Below are 13,937 nucleotides of genomic sequence, written 5' to 3'. Positions count from 1 at the left end.
TGAAATTGATAAGTATTATCAATATTAAGATATTAATAAGTAAACTTTGATTATCATTCTCAATAAGTTAATTTTTTAAAGGTATAATTATGAAGCGTTTATTGCTATTAATAAGTTTAATGTCTTTAACAACTGAATTGTTTTGTGAAGGGATTGAAGAGTTAAAAAGAAAAGACTCTGTTAGAGAGTCTGCTTTTGAAATCGGAAAACTTGAAGAAAAAGAGATATCTGTTGTTAATAATTTTAAAAACATGTTTAAAGATGGAGAGGTGAGCGGCCAGGTAAGGGTTGTTTATGCCGGTTACAATAACAAAAACAGCGATCCTGACCTTTATGCTACGGCAATCGGTGGGATACTGAAGTATGAACTAGCTGAGTACAAGGGTTTTAATGCCGGTGTTGCTTTTTATACTGCAAAAGATATCCCAGCATTTAGCGGTGAGGGTGAGAAGAGAAATACTGAACTTTCATCGTCAGAGGGTGAAGACCAAGATATGAATGAAGCGTATATTAATTATAAATATAACAACTTCAATTTGAGGCTTGGTCGTCAAGTGCTTAACACACCTTTAGCTGACAGTGATGATATTAGAATGATTCAAAACACGTTTGAAGCGTATGTTGCTTCATACATCAAAAACGGTTGGGAACTCCAAGCAGGAAATATCCAGTCATGGCATGGGATTGATCTTGAAAACGGTCTTGATGACGGTTGGAAAAAGCTAGGTGACAACGGTGTAAATTTTGCCGGTGCACGTTACTATGATATGTGGGAGTTTCAATCATGGTATTACAATATTACAGGTCTAACTAATGCTTTTTATATAGATTTTGGAGTGGAATATCCTTTCAATGATGATTTTACACTGCATATAATGGCACAGTATCTGAATGAACAAGAGTTGAAAAGCAGCGGATATGAGGCGAGTATTTACGGCGGATTGTGTGAATTCGTTTTTGGTGATTTAGGGGTTAATTTTGCATACAACCACGCGGATAAAAAAACAGATAAAGAGAGTTTTTCCGGTGCCGGCGGAGGGACATTGTTTACCAATATGGACATGATGATCATGGATAATATTACAAAAGACAGAGAAGTTGATGCAATCGTTTCAGGTTTGGTGTATAATCACGATACCATATCGCTTTTATATGCTTATGGTGATTTCTCCGGTAAAGCAAACAGCTTAGGTGAGAAAGCGCATATTGTTGAGCAAAATTTTAATATTGATTACAATATCAATGATGAGTTTTTAGTAGCGTTTATCTATATTATGAGTGAAGATAAACAAAGTGTTTTAAAAACAGAATACGATTATGATAGAACACAGTTAATGATAAATTATAATTTTTAAAAGAGGCTACATGAGATTAAATGAGTGTAATAAGGGGCAAAAGTTAGAAGTGCTAAAGCTTTATGCAAATGAAGAGTTAAAGCACAGACTGATATCTTTTGGAATTATGAAACATGCCCTTATAGAGTTTATAGGTGAAGCACCGAGAAAAAAAACTATAGAGATTAAAGTGGGAAATATGCAAGTAGCATTAAGAGCCAAAGAAGCAGAAATGATAGAGGTAAAAGAGATATGAATGAAGAGACACTAGCCTGTCCCGTTACTGCAAAACATATTAAAGTAGCACTTGTCGGGCAGCCCAATGTCGGCAAAAGTATGCTTATCAACTCAGTAAGCAATGCTCATTTGCATGTGGGAAACTTTTCGGGTGTAACGGTAGATAAAACGGAAGTCCTGTTTGACTATAAAGGGTACAACTTTACGGTAGTTGATCTTCCGGGGACGTATGCGTTTACAGATTATACGATCGAAGAGCGGGTAACACACGATTATCTCTGTGCCGAAGAGTACGACATCATTATTAATGTGGTAGACTCAACAAATTTACTCAAAAATTTACAACTTACATCTGAACTTCTTACTATGAGTAAAAAAGTGGTGATTGCACTTAATATGAGTGATGAAGCTGAAAAAGAGGGGATCTCGGTAGATGCCGAGTATATGACGGAACTGATGGGGATCCCTTGTGTAAAAGTTTCAGCTGCTACAAAACTGGGTATCGATCAGCTGATCGATAGCGTTGTAAAAGAGTTTGAAAACGAAAAGGTCGATCCGAAACTTGTTTTTTCAGTAAGTGTCGAAGATGAGATCAGTAATCTTGTAAGTTATTTTAAAAAGCATAAATACCATGCAGTAAATTCGTATAGAAACATAGCAATCAATTTGCTAAAAAACAATAAAAAGACATATGAAAAACTGCATGACAATCCTATCTGGACTGAATTACAGCCAATTTTGATTGAAGCTTCAAGACATATTGAGATACACCATGATACGGATGATGTAAAAGAAGCCTTTGCCGAAGAATATGCATCATTTAACAGAGGTATAGTTGCCGAGGTAGTAAAACAGGATAAAAGAGAAGAGAAAAAAACACTCACGGAAAAGATAGACTCTGTACTTATTCACCCTGTTGTAGGGATCCCGATATTCCTCTTTTTTATGTGGGGGCTGTTTCAGCTCACTTTTGAGATAGGTGCAATCCCTATGGATTATATCGATGCCTTTTTCGGCTGGTTCGGAGATGTGATCGGAGCTACTATTACAAACGAGAGTATACGCTCTCTTGTGGTGGACGGGATCATCGCCGGTGTAGGTGCGGTTGTATTGTTTATACCAAATATCGTGATTCTTTTTATCGGTATTGCCTTGCTAGAGAGTACGGGATATATGTCTAGGGTTGCATTCCTACTTGATGGATTTTTCCATAAATTTGGGCTTCACGGACAAAGTTTCATTCCGCTAGTAACCGGTTTTGGATGTTCAATCCCTGCATATATGAGTGCAAGGGTTTTAAAAAATGACCGTGACAGACTTTTAACTCTTTTTATTATAGGTTTCATGTCTTGTGGTGCAAGACTTCCTGTATATGTACTTTTTGCAGGGGCATTTTTCCCTGAAGATATGGCTGGAAATGTTTTATTTGCCATCTATATCAGTGGTGCGATCTTGGGGCTAATTGCGGCAAAAATCTTAAAACTAACTGCGTTTAAAGGTGTTGATGAGCCGTTTGTTATGGAGATGCCGAAGTACAGACTTCCGAGTGTAAAATTGATCTGGCATACGGTTTTAACAAAAACAATGATGTACTTGAAAAAAGCGGGTACGTTTATCGCAGGTGCATCAATGCTTATTTGGTTTTTATCAACTTATCCGCACAATAGCGAACTTGAAGCCGAGTATGAGGTTCAAATCCAAAAAGCGCAAAGTGAACAAGAGATTATTCAACTTGAAAATAAACTTGCAATGGAGCATTTAGAACAGAGTTATCTTGGAACTATAGGGAAATTTACTGAACCTATTTTTGAACCGCTTGGATTTGACTGGAAGATGAATATAGCACTTCAAACGGGTCTTGCAGCTAAAGAGGTTGTAGTCTCAACACTTGGAGTTCTTTATTCGCTAGGGGATGATGTGGACGCTGAAAGTCAAACTTTGGTCAATCAGATCAGCAAAAACATTCCGTTTGCATCTGCGGTATCGTTTATTGTGGTTGTGATGATCTACTTACCGTGTTTGGCAGCTTCTATCGTTTTTACACGTGAAGCGGGTAGTATTAAATACTTTTTCTACCTTTTTGCCTTCACTTCGATAGCAGCATATGTGATGGCATTTATTGCCTATAGAGTAACGTTGGCGCTAACGGGTGTTAGCTAATTGTTATTTTCATAAAGTTATAATTGAGAAAAATGAAAAGGTTTACATAATGGCACAACATAAAATATTGATGATTGAAGATGATCTTGAACTTGCCGAGATCTTAACAGAGTATCTTGAACAGTTTCATTATTCAATTACTGTTGAAGATGATCCCTTTAAAGCAGTTAGTATTTTAAAGTTAGAGCCTTTTGACCTTGTTATTTTGGATTTGACACTTCCGGGTATGGATGGTCTTGAAGTATGTGAAGCTATACGCGCACGTCAAGATATCCCTATCATTATCTCTTCAGCGAGAAGCGATGTGACAGATAAGGTAAAAGCACTGGAACTCGGAGCTGATGATTATATGCCAAAACCTTACGATCCACGTGAACTAGAAGCGAGAATTCAGTCAGTTCTTCGCCGTTATGCTGCAAAAACAGAAGCAAAAGCGGAAAATAAAAGTGATTTTAAATGTGATAGAGAAACAATGACTATCACATATAAAGGACGAAATATCGATCTGACAAATGCAGAGTTCGGTATTTTGGCTTATATGATCCAAAAACACGGTCTTGTAGTATCTCGTGAAGACCTTATCCATAATGTAAATGCGATCAATGAAGACAGTTCCAACAAGTCTATTGACGTTATGGTTGGACGTATCAGAAGTAAGTTGGGTGATAAATCTCTTATCGAATCGGTTCGTGGTGTAGGATATAAACTGCTTAAATGATGAAAAGAAATGCAGTACTTATCACGATACTTTTTGCACTGAGTGTCTCACTAATAAGTGTCAGTGCAATCTTTTGGGAGTTTTACAAGCTCAATAAACAACAATATATAGACCACATTTTTACAAAATATTCCGTTATTGCACAAATCTATCGTGAGCATATGCAAAGAAGCTCTTCTGAAATTATGCTTGAAGCAAATCTTGCCGTGTATGATCTTTTTATCATTACAGATAAAAAAGAGAAGAAGGGGATTTTAGAAAAAGCGAAACTGCTTAAAAAAGAGGGATTTAAAAGTTTTGGGACCTCTTTGATGCTTAATAAACAGGGACTCTTTACTAAAAATACCGTGACCAATCTTGAAGCTTCAATGTTAAAGTATAAAAAACAGATCTATTTTTATATAGAAAGCCCTGATTCAGAAGTGTTAATTAAAGATGAAGTGTTAAAACCCTACAGCCATATAAATATGCTTTACTATTATAGTATGGTATTTATCATCATCTCACTCTCTTTTGTATTGGTAATGCAAAAACTGCGTCCGCTGATCAGACTTAGAAGAAAGATAGCACTCTACGGAAACGGAGATATGGATGTCTCTTTTAAAACGAAAAATATTGACGAGATAGGTTCCGTTGCAAACGAACTTGAAAACACAAAAGAGAAGATCAACACTATCTTGGAGTCACGCACACTCTTTTTAAGAAACCTTATGCACGAGTTAAAAACACCGATTGCAAAGGGGACAATTGTTACACAGATGTTAGCAGAGAAAAAGCAGCGTGATCGTTTTACTTCAATTTTTAAACGTTTAGAGACTTTGGTTGAAGAGTTTGCACTAATTGAAGAGGTTACGAGTCTTGGGGATACTACAGAGTTTAAAGAGTATCGTTTAGTAGATGTAATTGACGGTGCAATCGACATGGCAATGGTAGATAGAGAAAAAGTAGGGGTGATGATTAGTACCGATGTAAAAGTAGATGTAAATTATAGACTTTATACTACTGCCATAAAAAACATGATCGACAACGGGATGAAATATTCTGATGATACATATATAAAAATTCTTATCAATGAAAAAGATGAACTCTGTTTTGAGAGTAAAGGGGAGTGTTTAAAACATCCGCTGCAGTATTATATTGAACCGTTTACGAAAGAAAATCCGTCGAAAAACAGTTTTGGACTCGGTTTGTATCTTGTTGATTCTATCTTAAAAGCGCATGGAAAAGTTTTAGCACACGAGTATGAAAACGGGGTAAATCGTTTTATATTTGCGTAAGTTTAAATATGTAAACTGTTGTAATGAATAAATTTCTCCACATTGGTGTGTATCTTTTTTTTGCATCCTCTTTTTTCCTTTTTGGCTGGTTTAGTCATTCAGCTTATGAACCTGGAAAACGTATAGAAAAAAAATCTATTTTAGATACCATAAAAGAGAGAAAAACATTAAATGTAGTCCTCTTAAATGCCCCATCAACTTACTATATTGGACCTGACGGTCCCAGCGGATTTGAATATGAACTCTTAGATGCGTATGCAAAAAGTTTGGGAGTTGACCTTAATATCACTGCCGCACATACTGTAAAAGAAGCATTAGAATATATTGGCAAAGACGGGATCGATCTTGTTTCAGCATCACTCACAAAAACACCCCATAGGGAAGAGTTGTATAATTTTGGACCATCCTATTTTGAAGTACAGGAACAGGTTGTATGTCACCGCGGGATGTTGGGCACTTCAAAGTTTCCAAGAGATGTAGAAGACCTGGAAGGATTAGAGATTGTTGTCGGGGAAAATACAAGTTACTATGAAACAATAGCATCTTTGATAGATGACGGTTTCGACATAAACGTGAGTGTGACATCGGAGTACTCTACGGAAGAGCTTTTGGAGATGGTATCGAATCATCAGATCGATTGTACCTTGGCCGATTCTAATATCTATTCAATTAACCTAAAATATTTTCCAGATATTGCAATGGCTTTTGCAATTAGCGGAAGAGAACAACTTGCATGGATATTACCGCCTAATTCTACAAAGTTAGAGACAAATATGTACACTTGGCTCAATAGTTTTGTTCAAAGCGGAAAGATGACACGCTTAAAGGACCATTACTACTCTTATGTTCTGTTTTTTGATTATTACAACACAAAGATGTTTTATAAAAGAGTAGGGGCAAGACTACCGAAATATGAAATACATTTTAAAGATGCAGGAACAAGATTTGGAATTCCATGGACACTTTTAGCTGCCGTATCGTATCAAGAATCACACTGGAATCCTAAAGCAAAAAGTTTTACGGGTGTAAGAGGGATGATGATGTTAACACGTCATACCGCAAGGCTGTTAGGTGTTAAAAACAGACTCGATCCAAGACAAAGTATTGTAGGTGGTACGAGACATTTAAAACAGATGATCAAAAATGTTCCTGAAGGTGTAGAGGGTGAAGACAGATTAAAGTTTGCACTCGCTGCATACAATGTAGGGGGCGGACATATACAAGACGCTATGTCGTTAGCAAAAAAACTGGGGCTTAATCAGTATGTCTGGAGTGATATGAAAATTGTTTTACCGCTTCTATCGCAAAAAAAATATTATAAAACTCTCAAGTTCGGATATGCTAGAGGAAGTGAGCCGGTTAAGTATGTTGAGGCAATTTATAATTATAAGTCTATTTTAGATAAGTTGGTAGATGAAAAAGTGAAAGAAGAGCAAGAAAAAAAGCTAGATGAGAATACTACTCACCAGCTTTAGAAAGTTCTGCTAAAAAAGTTTCCATATCGTATTTAACACGATATTCAGGAGTCATGATATGGATGAGGATATCTCCAAGGTCTATAACAACCCAGTCTCCGCTCTCATCAACATTGTTGAAATGTTCCTCAGGTTTTAAATCTTTTTTTAAGTGATCTAAAAGAGCAAGAGTATGTTTCGGTCCAAGTGATGAAGCAATGATCGCATAGTCAACGATATAGTCTTTACCCTGTAGGTCAAATACCTCAATAGCTTCAGCTTTATTTTTATCTAGTACAGAAGTTATTTTTTCTATTCTATTTAACATTATGTTCCTTATAATAATTTTCTATTTTTTGTGCAATTTTTGGAGGAAGATATTTTATATCTATACTCTCTCGTAATTTTGTAGACGATACTGGAACATCTACTTCTATTTTTATATAGTTGTCCGGAATGCTAACAGCTTCACGAGTTACAACTATAAACTTTACTAAGTTTTTGAGTTCATCAAATTTATACCATTTTTCTAAAGAGGCTAAATTATCAGCGCCTATAACAAGATAGATAACATCATAATATTGTTGAAGATGTTTTACTGTTTGTATCGTAGGAACTTTTGTAGCCTGATCGACTTCAAAAGAGCTGACTTCTACATTCTGATCATCTTGAAATATATCTTTTAACCATTCTAATCGTAAAGCTGCATCTGCTACAAACTTTGATTTAAACGGATTGAGGTATGTTGGCATAATTATGATTTTATCTATAAAATCTAAATTCTCTAACGCCTCTACTATTTTTATATGACCTAAATGTGGAGGATCAAAAGAGCCGCCAAAAAGTGCTATATTTTTCATTTAATTAGAATTATAACTAAATTTGGATAAAATAACCGAATTTAATTTTTATAGGATATAAAATGGCACTTAAAATAGCAATTAATGGATTTGGTAGAATCGGTCGTTGTGTTGCTAGAATAGCAGCAAAAAGAGATGATGTAGAGGTTGTTGCTATCAATGATATGGCAAGTATGGATATGATGTTATATCTTCTTAAAAACGATTCTGTTCACGGTACATTCCAAAGTGAAGTTGAACAAGTTGATGAAGAAAATATCAGTATAGATGGGCAAAAAATCAGAGTTTTTTCTGATAGAGATCCAAAAAATCTAAAATTTGCTGATTGTGGTGCAGATATGGTGTTAGAGTGTACAGGTGTATTCTTAACACAAGAGAGTGCGCAAGTACACATCGATAACGGTGTTGAAAAAGTACTTTTCTCAGCTCCAGCAAAAGATAAAAATACTCCAACATTTGTTATGGGTGTAAATGAAGATAAATATGATGGTCAAAAGATCGTATCAAATGCTTCTTGTACAACAAACTGTTTAGGTCCGGTGGCAAAAGTTTTAGATGATGCATTTGGAATTGAAAAAGGTCTTATGACAACTATCCATTCATACACAAATGATCAAAATATCTTAGATGTAAAACACTCTAAAGATAAACGTCGTGCTCGTGCAGGTGCTATTAACATGATCCCGACAACTACAGGTGCTGCAAAAGCTATCAGCCTTGTTCTTCCACAACTTGAAGGAAAACTTCACGGTCAATCTGTTCGTGTTCCGACTCCGGATGTTTCAATGGTTGACTTAAACGTAGTTGTAAGAAAAGAGACTACAAAAGAGGAAGTAAATGCAGCATTTAATGCAGCAGCTGCAAGTTCTCACCAAGGACTTATCTTAGTAGATAAAGAGATGAGAGTTTCTCAAGATTTCGTAGGATGTGAGTACAGTTCAATCGTTGCAGAAGACCTTACACAAGTTATCGGCGGCAATATGGTAAAAGTTATGGCTTGGTACGATAATGAGTGGGGTTATTCTATGAGACTAATCGATATGGCTATCCACATTAGTAAATAATCATACAGGCAAGGAAGTAGATGGAATTATTACATTTAAAAGATTTAGATTTAAAAGATAAAAAAGTTTTTATCAGATGTGACTTTAATGTTCCAATGGATGAATTTGGAAATATTACGGATGACAGACGTATCCGTTCAGCAGTTGCAACTATCAATCATTGTTTAGATGAAGATTGTGCAGTTATTCTTGCTTCTCACCTTGGACGCCCAAAAGGTGAAGTGGTTGAAAAATACTCTTTAGCACCAGTTGCTCGTAGATTACAGCAACTTTTAAAGCGTCATGTAGAACTTGCTCCTAGTGTTATTGGTGAAGATGCGATCAAAATGGCAGCAGAGTTGCCTCGTCACGAAGTTATGCTTCTTGAAAACCTTCGTTTTGAAAAAGGTGAGACGGAAAACGATGAAGAGTTATCTAAAAAACTTGCATCTATGGCAGAGTTTTACATCAATGATGCATTTGGTGTATCTCACCGTGCACACGCTTCAGTTCATGGTATTACAAAATATTTTGATGATGCGCACAAAGCAGCCGGTTTCTTACTTGAAAAAGAGATTAACTTTTTCGCTAATTTAATTGACAACCCAGTTCGTCCATTTGCTGCAATCGTAGGTGGTTCTAAGGTTTCAGGAAAACTAGAAGCACTAGTAAACTTACTTCCTAAAGTGGATAAAGTTTTTGTTGGTGGCGGTATGGCGTTTACGTTCCTAAAACAATTAGGATACGACATTGGTGCATCACTTGTTGAAGATGATCTTCTTGAAGAAGCACAAAAGATTATGGATAAAGCAAAAGAGTTAGGTGTAAAATTCTATCTTCCTGTAGATGTGATCGCAGCTGAAAAATTTTCTGCCGATGCCGTAAGTAAAATTGTAACTGCTCAAGAGATTCCAAATGGCTGGATGGGTCTTGATATTGGACCTGCTACTGTTAGACTTTACCGTGAAGGTCTTAATGATGTTCAAACAGTACTCTGGAATGGTCCAATGGGTGTGTATGAGATGGAGAAATTTGCAAGAGGTAGTTCTAAAATAGCACACTTCGTTGCAGACAGCTATGCAACTACTGTTGTTGGCGGCGGTGATACGGCTGACCTTGTACAGCGTGTAAATGTAGGAAATGAGATCACATTTATTTCAACAGGTGGCGGAGCTTCACTTGAACTTTTAGAAGGTAAAGTTTTACCTGGTGTAGAAGCACTTGTAAAAGCATAATTGGAAGTGGTATGATAGTAGCAGCTAATTTAAAAACAAACCTGACAAGAAAACAAACAAAAGAATATATAGAGACGCTTGATGATTTTATAAAAACAAATCATATAGATCAAGAAAGTTTTGTTTTCCCTGCTACATCCTCTTTAGATAGTTTTGATACAGATGTAACTATCGGTGCACAAAATGCTTATCCTGTACAAAACGGAGCATTTACCGGTGAGATAGGTGTTGACCATCTAGATGAATTCGGTTTGAAAACTATTTTGATAGGCCACAGTGAACGTCGTCATATTTTAGGTGAGACACAAGAGGTAATATCGCAAAAGTTTGATTACTTTAAAGCACTTGGATACACGATAGTATATTGTGTAGGTGAACCGTTAGAAAAACGTGAAGCCGGTGTATCTGAAATGATGGAGTACATCGATTCACAATACAAAGGGATCGATACATCTTATGAAAAGCTGATCATCGCTTATGAACCTGTATGGGCGATTGGTACGGGACTTACTCCTACAAATGAAGATATTATAGCAATTCATCGAGAGTTGAAGAAAAAATCACCTGCACCATTATTATACGGTGGAAGCGTAAAAGTAAATAATGCAAAAGAGATTATGGCACTTAAGAATGTCGATGGTATTTTAGTCGGTAGTGCAGCATTAAAAGTGGAAGATTTTTGTCAAATGGTTATGTTTGCACAAGAACTAGAAAACAAGTAAATAAAATTAAGGAGAAATATAAAGATGGTAATGAAAGGTAAAAAAGGTCTAATCGTAGGTCTTGCAAATAATAAATCAATCGCATATGGAATTGCTAAAGCTTGTAAAGAACAAGGTGCTGAGCTTGCATTTACATATCTTAACGATGCTCTTAAGAAAAGAGTTGAGCCAATCGCTACAGAGTTTGGAAGCGGTGATTATGTATATGAACTTGATGTATCAAATGAAGAGCATATGGCCGGTATCGCTGAGAAGATTGAAAAAGACTTCGGAAAAATAGACTTTTTAGTACATTCTGTTGCATTTGCTCCAAAAGAGGCTTTATCTGAACCGTTTATGAAAACTTCTAAAGAAGCGTTTAGAATTGCTATGGATATTTCAGTATATTCTTTAATTGATTTAACAAACCGTTTAGAGAGTGTTTTAGCAGATGATGCTTCAATTTTAACACTTTCATATCTTGGCGGACCTAAATATGTAGCAAACTACAATGTTATGGGTGTTGCAAAAGCTGCACTTGAATCAACTGTTAGATATATGGCAGTAGATTTAGGTACAAAAGGTCAACGTGTAAATGCAATTTCAGCTGGTCCTATTAAAACTTTAGCAGCTGCAGGAATCGGTGATTTCTCACAGATCTTAAAATGGAATGAAACTAATTCTCCGTTAAAAAGAAATGTAACAATCGATCAAGTTGGAAACTCTGCAATGTATCTATTAAGTGATCTAGCTTCTGGTGTAACTGGTGAAGTACATTATGTTGATAGCGGTTACAATGTTATGGGTATGGCTGCAGTTGAGTCAAACGATGAAGGAAAAACTGTTCTTTCTTGGGATGTGAAATAATTTCACTTCCCTATAGCAGGTAAACTTTCCATCTGTTTAAGATGGGAACTGTTTTCATCACTAGGCTTTGCCTTTTGATATGCTCCAATCTTATCTACATACTCTTGTAGTGTAAATCCTTTTGTTTTGCTTTCAGTATACTTAACTTCTTGTGTAGTAAGATTTTGATCCTCTTTTTTTGTTACTACCTCTTTTGTCATATACTTTTTTTGAATTTCCGGATCTTGCTCCACCGCTGGAGACCAATCATTCTTAAGCCAATTATCTAAAGAGTTCTGCATAAAACCGGCTTTTTTGTTGCTTGTTGTTGGACTCACACTATTTAACTCATTGTTTGTAGTGGGCGTTACACCCCCATTTGAGGTACATCCACTTAGTGATATTAATGTGATAAACGAGATTATTGTGATATTTACTTTTTGTTTCATATTGTCATTTTAACTAAAGATAAGTAAATAATAAACAGTTTTAATCATAAATTAAGAATAGGGTGTGCTATACTGCATATGAAATTTGTAAAGAAACAAGGAGAATATATGAAATTTACAAAATTAAGTTTAGTAGCTGCATTACTTGCTGGTTCAGCTGCATTCGCTGTTGATAACGTAAAAGTTAGTGGAGATGCTAATCTTTTTTATATGACAAGTAATCAAGGTGATGCTGATCTTTTTGATAAAGATTCTTCAGCTGCTGATGCTTCTTTAAACCTAAACATTACTGCTGATTTAGCAAAAAATGATATGGTTACTTTAAGTGCTGGTGCTGGATATACTATTCTTACTACACTTGGGTTAGAAAATAACTTAGTATCAAATGTATGGGGTGGTGCACATACTGCAACTGCTGGAACGGGTAATAACTTTGCGAGTGGATTAGGTGGTGCTAAAGTTGAAAATGCATCTTGGATGAATGAACTATGGATAGCTGCAACTGCTGGTAAAACAACTCTTAAACTTGGTCGTATGGAATTAGATACTCCATTAGCATTTACTGAAAAATGGTCAATTGAAAAAAATACATTTGAAGGTATCGCTGTAATTAATCAAGATATTCCAGATACTACTTTAGTTGGTGCATGGGTAGCTAACGGAAATGGTACAGAAACATTTGGTACTGGTAGTAATACGGTAGATGTTGTACCAGGTGCAGCAGTTCCAACAAATAATAATATGCAAAGTAATGTTGTTACACTTGGACATGCAGCAGGAGCTGTAGTAAATGCAAATGGTGACTTCGCAACATACGGTTCAGACGGTGCTTATGCAGCGGGTATTATTAATAACTCATTTAAACCATTAACTGTTCAAGCATGGTACTATAATGTATCGCAAATTGCAACTGCATACTGGTTACAAGCAGATTTAGCATGTCAAAAAATTCCTGGTTTATTAGCAGGTGTTCAGTACACAGGTTTAGATATTGATTCTACATCTGATAAAATTCATAATGATGGTAGTACAGCAGCTGCTAAAGTTGATTCTGATGCACTTGCAGTAATGCTTGGATATGAGATGAAAGATATGGCTACTATTAAAGTATCTTACTCTCAAATTGGAAAAGATCATTCAGCTGGTCAAAATACTGCAACTGATTTTGTAGGTGGTACAGCACAATCTAAACTATATACTGAAGCATGGTGGAACTATGGTTACATCACACAACAAGATACAGATTCTTATAATGTAACTATTGAATCTCCAGTAAATGGTTTATTTGACCTTGGTATTTACTATACTGAAGCTGATCAAAGTACAGCTGCTGGTGATAATGACTTATCTGAAGTTACTGTAACAGCTGCTAAATCTTATGGTCCAGCAGATATTACTGTAGCATATATTAATGCAAAAACTGGTAATCTTAAAAGACATAGTGTTGCTCAAGCATACTTAACTCTTAACTTCTAAGAAATTACTTTCTTAAATTCAACTCCTTTTTGGAGTTGAAACTTTTTTTCTACTCATTAAAAATCATTTATTTTTACTTTACTAAATTTATATTTATATGATAATAGTTTAATTTTTATGAATTAAATTATGATTATTGGAAGATTA

At 35.6% G+C, this 13,937-nt stretch carries 14 protein-coding genes; 11 read left to right on the top strand and 3 right to left on the bottom strand.

The window, feature by feature from the left end:
* The first annotated feature begins 89 nt into the window (after positions 1–89).
* The 6 genes from QWY88_RS04230 to mltF are packed head-to-tail and all read left to right on the top strand — an operon-like array spanning position 90 to position 7,201.
* Positions 90–1,355: an OprD family porin gene (locus tag QWY88_RS04230; protein WP_304544430.1), complete on the top strand. Its 1,266-nt coding sequence runs from the start codon at positions 90–92 to the stop codon at positions 1,353–1,355.
* A 10-nt stretch (positions 1,356–1,365) separates the two neighbouring features.
* A complete protein-coding gene (locus tag QWY88_RS04225) occupies positions 1,366–1,590 on the top strand; it encodes a FeoA family protein (protein WP_304544428.1) in 225 nt (74 codons plus the stop codon).
* A complete protein-coding gene (gene feoB, locus QWY88_RS04220; protein ID WP_304544425.1) occupies positions 1,587–3,731 on the top strand; it encodes a ferrous iron transport protein B in 2,145 nt (714 codons plus the stop codon). Before QWY88_RS04225 ends, feoB begins: the two co-directional genes overlap by 4 nt.
* Positions 3,732–3,780: 49 nt before the next feature.
* A complete protein-coding gene (locus QWY88_RS04215) occupies positions 3,781–4,449 on the top strand; it encodes a response regulator transcription factor (RefSeq protein ID WP_304544422.1) in 669 nt (222 codons plus the stop codon).
* Positions 4,446–5,726 carry an ArsS family sensor histidine kinase gene (locus tag QWY88_RS04210; protein WP_304544420.1) on the top strand — a complete coding sequence of 427 codons (1,281 nt, stop codon included), beginning with the start codon at positions 4,446–4,448 and terminating at the stop codon, positions 5,724–5,726. The genes QWY88_RS04215 and QWY88_RS04210 overlap by 4 nt, the downstream gene beginning before the upstream one ends.
* A gap of 23 nt (positions 5,727–5,749) precedes the next feature.
* Positions 5,750–7,201, top strand: a complete 1,452-nt coding sequence (mltF, locus tag QWY88_RS04205) for a membrane-bound lytic murein transglycosylase MltF (RefSeq protein WP_304544418.1) — start codon at positions 5,750–5,752, stop codon at positions 7,199–7,201.
* On the opposite strand, the gene rsfS is transcribed toward mltF, so the two are convergent.
* Together rsfS and nadD are read right to left on the bottom strand one after the other, a co-directional pair.
* Positions 7,185–7,508 (bottom strand): ribosome silencing factor, encoded by a 324-nt coding sequence (gene rsfS, locus QWY88_RS04200; protein ID WP_304544416.1) that lies wholly within the window; start codon positions 7,506–7,508, stop codon positions 7,185–7,187. The two genes, mltF and rsfS, sit on opposite strands and share 17 nt — an antisense overlap.
* Positions 7,498–8,040, bottom strand: coding sequence for a nicotinate (nicotinamide) nucleotide adenylyltransferase (gene nadD / locus QWY88_RS04195; RefSeq protein WP_304544414.1), 543 nt, complete (start codon positions 8,038–8,040; stop codon positions 7,498–7,500). Before nadD ends, rsfS begins: the two co-directional genes overlap by 11 nt.
* A 62-nt stretch (positions 8,041–8,102) precedes the next feature.
* On the opposite strand from nadD, the gene gap reads away from it, so the two are divergent.
* The 4 genes from gap to fabI are packed head-to-tail and all read left to right on the top strand — an operon-like array spanning position 8,103 to position 11,886.
* Positions 8,103–9,104 (top strand): type I glyceraldehyde-3-phosphate dehydrogenase, encoded by a 1,002-nt coding sequence (gap, locus tag QWY88_RS04190; RefSeq protein WP_304544412.1) that lies wholly within the window; start codon positions 8,103–8,105, stop codon positions 9,102–9,104.
* A 20-nt stretch (positions 9,105–9,124) separates the two neighbouring features.
* Positions 9,125–10,318 carry a phosphoglycerate kinase gene (locus tag QWY88_RS04185; protein WP_304544410.1) on the top strand — a complete coding sequence of 398 codons (1,194 nt, stop codon included), beginning with the start codon at positions 9,125–9,127 and terminating at the stop codon, positions 10,316–10,318.
* Positions 10,319–10,329: 11 nt separating this feature from the next.
* A complete protein-coding gene (locus QWY88_RS04180) occupies positions 10,330–11,040 on the top strand; it encodes a triose-phosphate isomerase (RefSeq protein WP_304544408.1) in 711 nt (236 codons plus the stop codon).
* Positions 11,041–11,064: 24 nt separating this feature from the next.
* Positions 11,065–11,886, top strand: coding sequence for an enoyl-ACP reductase FabI (gene fabI / locus QWY88_RS04175; RefSeq protein WP_304544406.1), 822 nt, complete (start codon positions 11,065–11,067; stop codon positions 11,884–11,886).
* A 2-nt stretch (positions 11,887–11,888) separates the two neighbouring features.
* Here fabI and QWY88_RS04170 read toward each other — a convergent pair whose 3' ends face one another.
* Positions 11,889–12,314: a hypothetical protein gene (locus QWY88_RS04170; RefSeq protein WP_304544404.1), complete on the bottom strand. Its 426-nt coding sequence runs from the start codon at positions 12,312–12,314 to the stop codon at positions 11,889–11,891.
* A 108-nt stretch (positions 12,315–12,422) separates the two neighbouring features.
* Here QWY88_RS04170 and QWY88_RS04165 point away from each other — a divergent pair, with 108 nt between their 5' ends.
* The gene (locus QWY88_RS04165; RefSeq protein WP_304544402.1) at positions 12,423–13,790 is read left to right on the top strand and encodes an OprD family porin; all 1,368 of its coding nucleotides are present in this window, start codon (positions 12,423–12,425) and stop codon (positions 13,788–13,790) included.
* The last annotated feature ends 147 nt before the right edge of the window (positions 13,791–13,937 follow it).

Source organism: Sulfurimonas sp. hsl 1-7 (assembly GCF_030577135.1).
Lineage (GTDB): Bacteria > Campylobacterota > Campylobacteria > Campylobacterales > Sulfurimonadaceae > Sulfurimonas > Sulfurimonas microaerophilus.
This window is presented reverse-complemented; position numbering and strand designations above follow the sequence as displayed.

Bases quoted from the DNA above. Each gene is read 5' to 3' on its own strand.
- QWY88_RS04165 (WP_304544402.1), top strand. From the start codon at position 12,423: ATGAAATTTACAAAATTAAGTTTAGTAGCTGCATTACTTGCTGGTTCA.
- QWY88_RS04215 (WP_304544422.1), top strand. From the start codon at position 3,781: ATGGCACAACATAAAATATTGATGATTGAAGATGATCTTGAACTTGCC.
- QWY88_RS04180 (WP_304544408.1), top strand. From the start codon at position 10,330: ATGATAGTAGCAGCTAATTTAAAAACAAACCTGACAAGAAAACAAACA.
- feoB (WP_304544425.1), top strand. From the start codon at position 1,587: ATGAATGAAGAGACACTAGCCTGTCCCGTTACTGCAAAACATATTAAA.
- fabI (WP_304544406.1), top strand. From the start codon at position 11,065: ATGGTAATGAAAGGTAAAAAAGGTCTAATCGTAGGTCTTGCAAATAAT.
- QWY88_RS04170 (WP_304544404.1), bottom strand. From the start codon at position 12,314: ATGAAACAAAAAGTAAATATCACAATAATCTCGTTTATCACATTAATA.
- gap (WP_304544412.1), top strand. From the start codon at position 8,103: ATGGCACTTAAAATAGCAATTAATGGATTTGGTAGAATCGGTCGTTGT.
- QWY88_RS04230 (WP_304544430.1), top strand. From the start codon at position 90: ATGAAGCGTTTATTGCTATTAATAAGTTTAATGTCTTTAACAACTGAA.
- nadD (WP_304544414.1), bottom strand. From the start codon at position 8,040: ATGAAAAATATAGCACTTTTTGGCGGCTCTTTTGATCCTCCACATTTA.
- QWY88_RS04210 (WP_304544420.1), top strand. From the start codon at position 4,446: ATGATGAAAAGAAATGCAGTACTTATCACGATACTTTTTGCACTGAGT.
- rsfS (WP_304544416.1), bottom strand. From the start codon at position 7,508: ATGTTAAATAGAATAGAAAAAATAACTTCTGTACTAGATAAAAATAAA.
- mltF (WP_304544418.1), top strand. From the start codon at position 5,750: ATGAATAAATTTCTCCACATTGGTGTGTATCTTTTTTTTGCATCCTCT.
- QWY88_RS04185 (WP_304544410.1), top strand. From the start codon at position 9,125: ATGGAATTATTACATTTAAAAGATTTAGATTTAAAAGATAAAAAAGTT.
- QWY88_RS04225 (WP_304544428.1), top strand. From the start codon at position 1,366: ATGAGATTAAATGAGTGTAATAAGGGGCAAAAGTTAGAAGTGCTAAAG.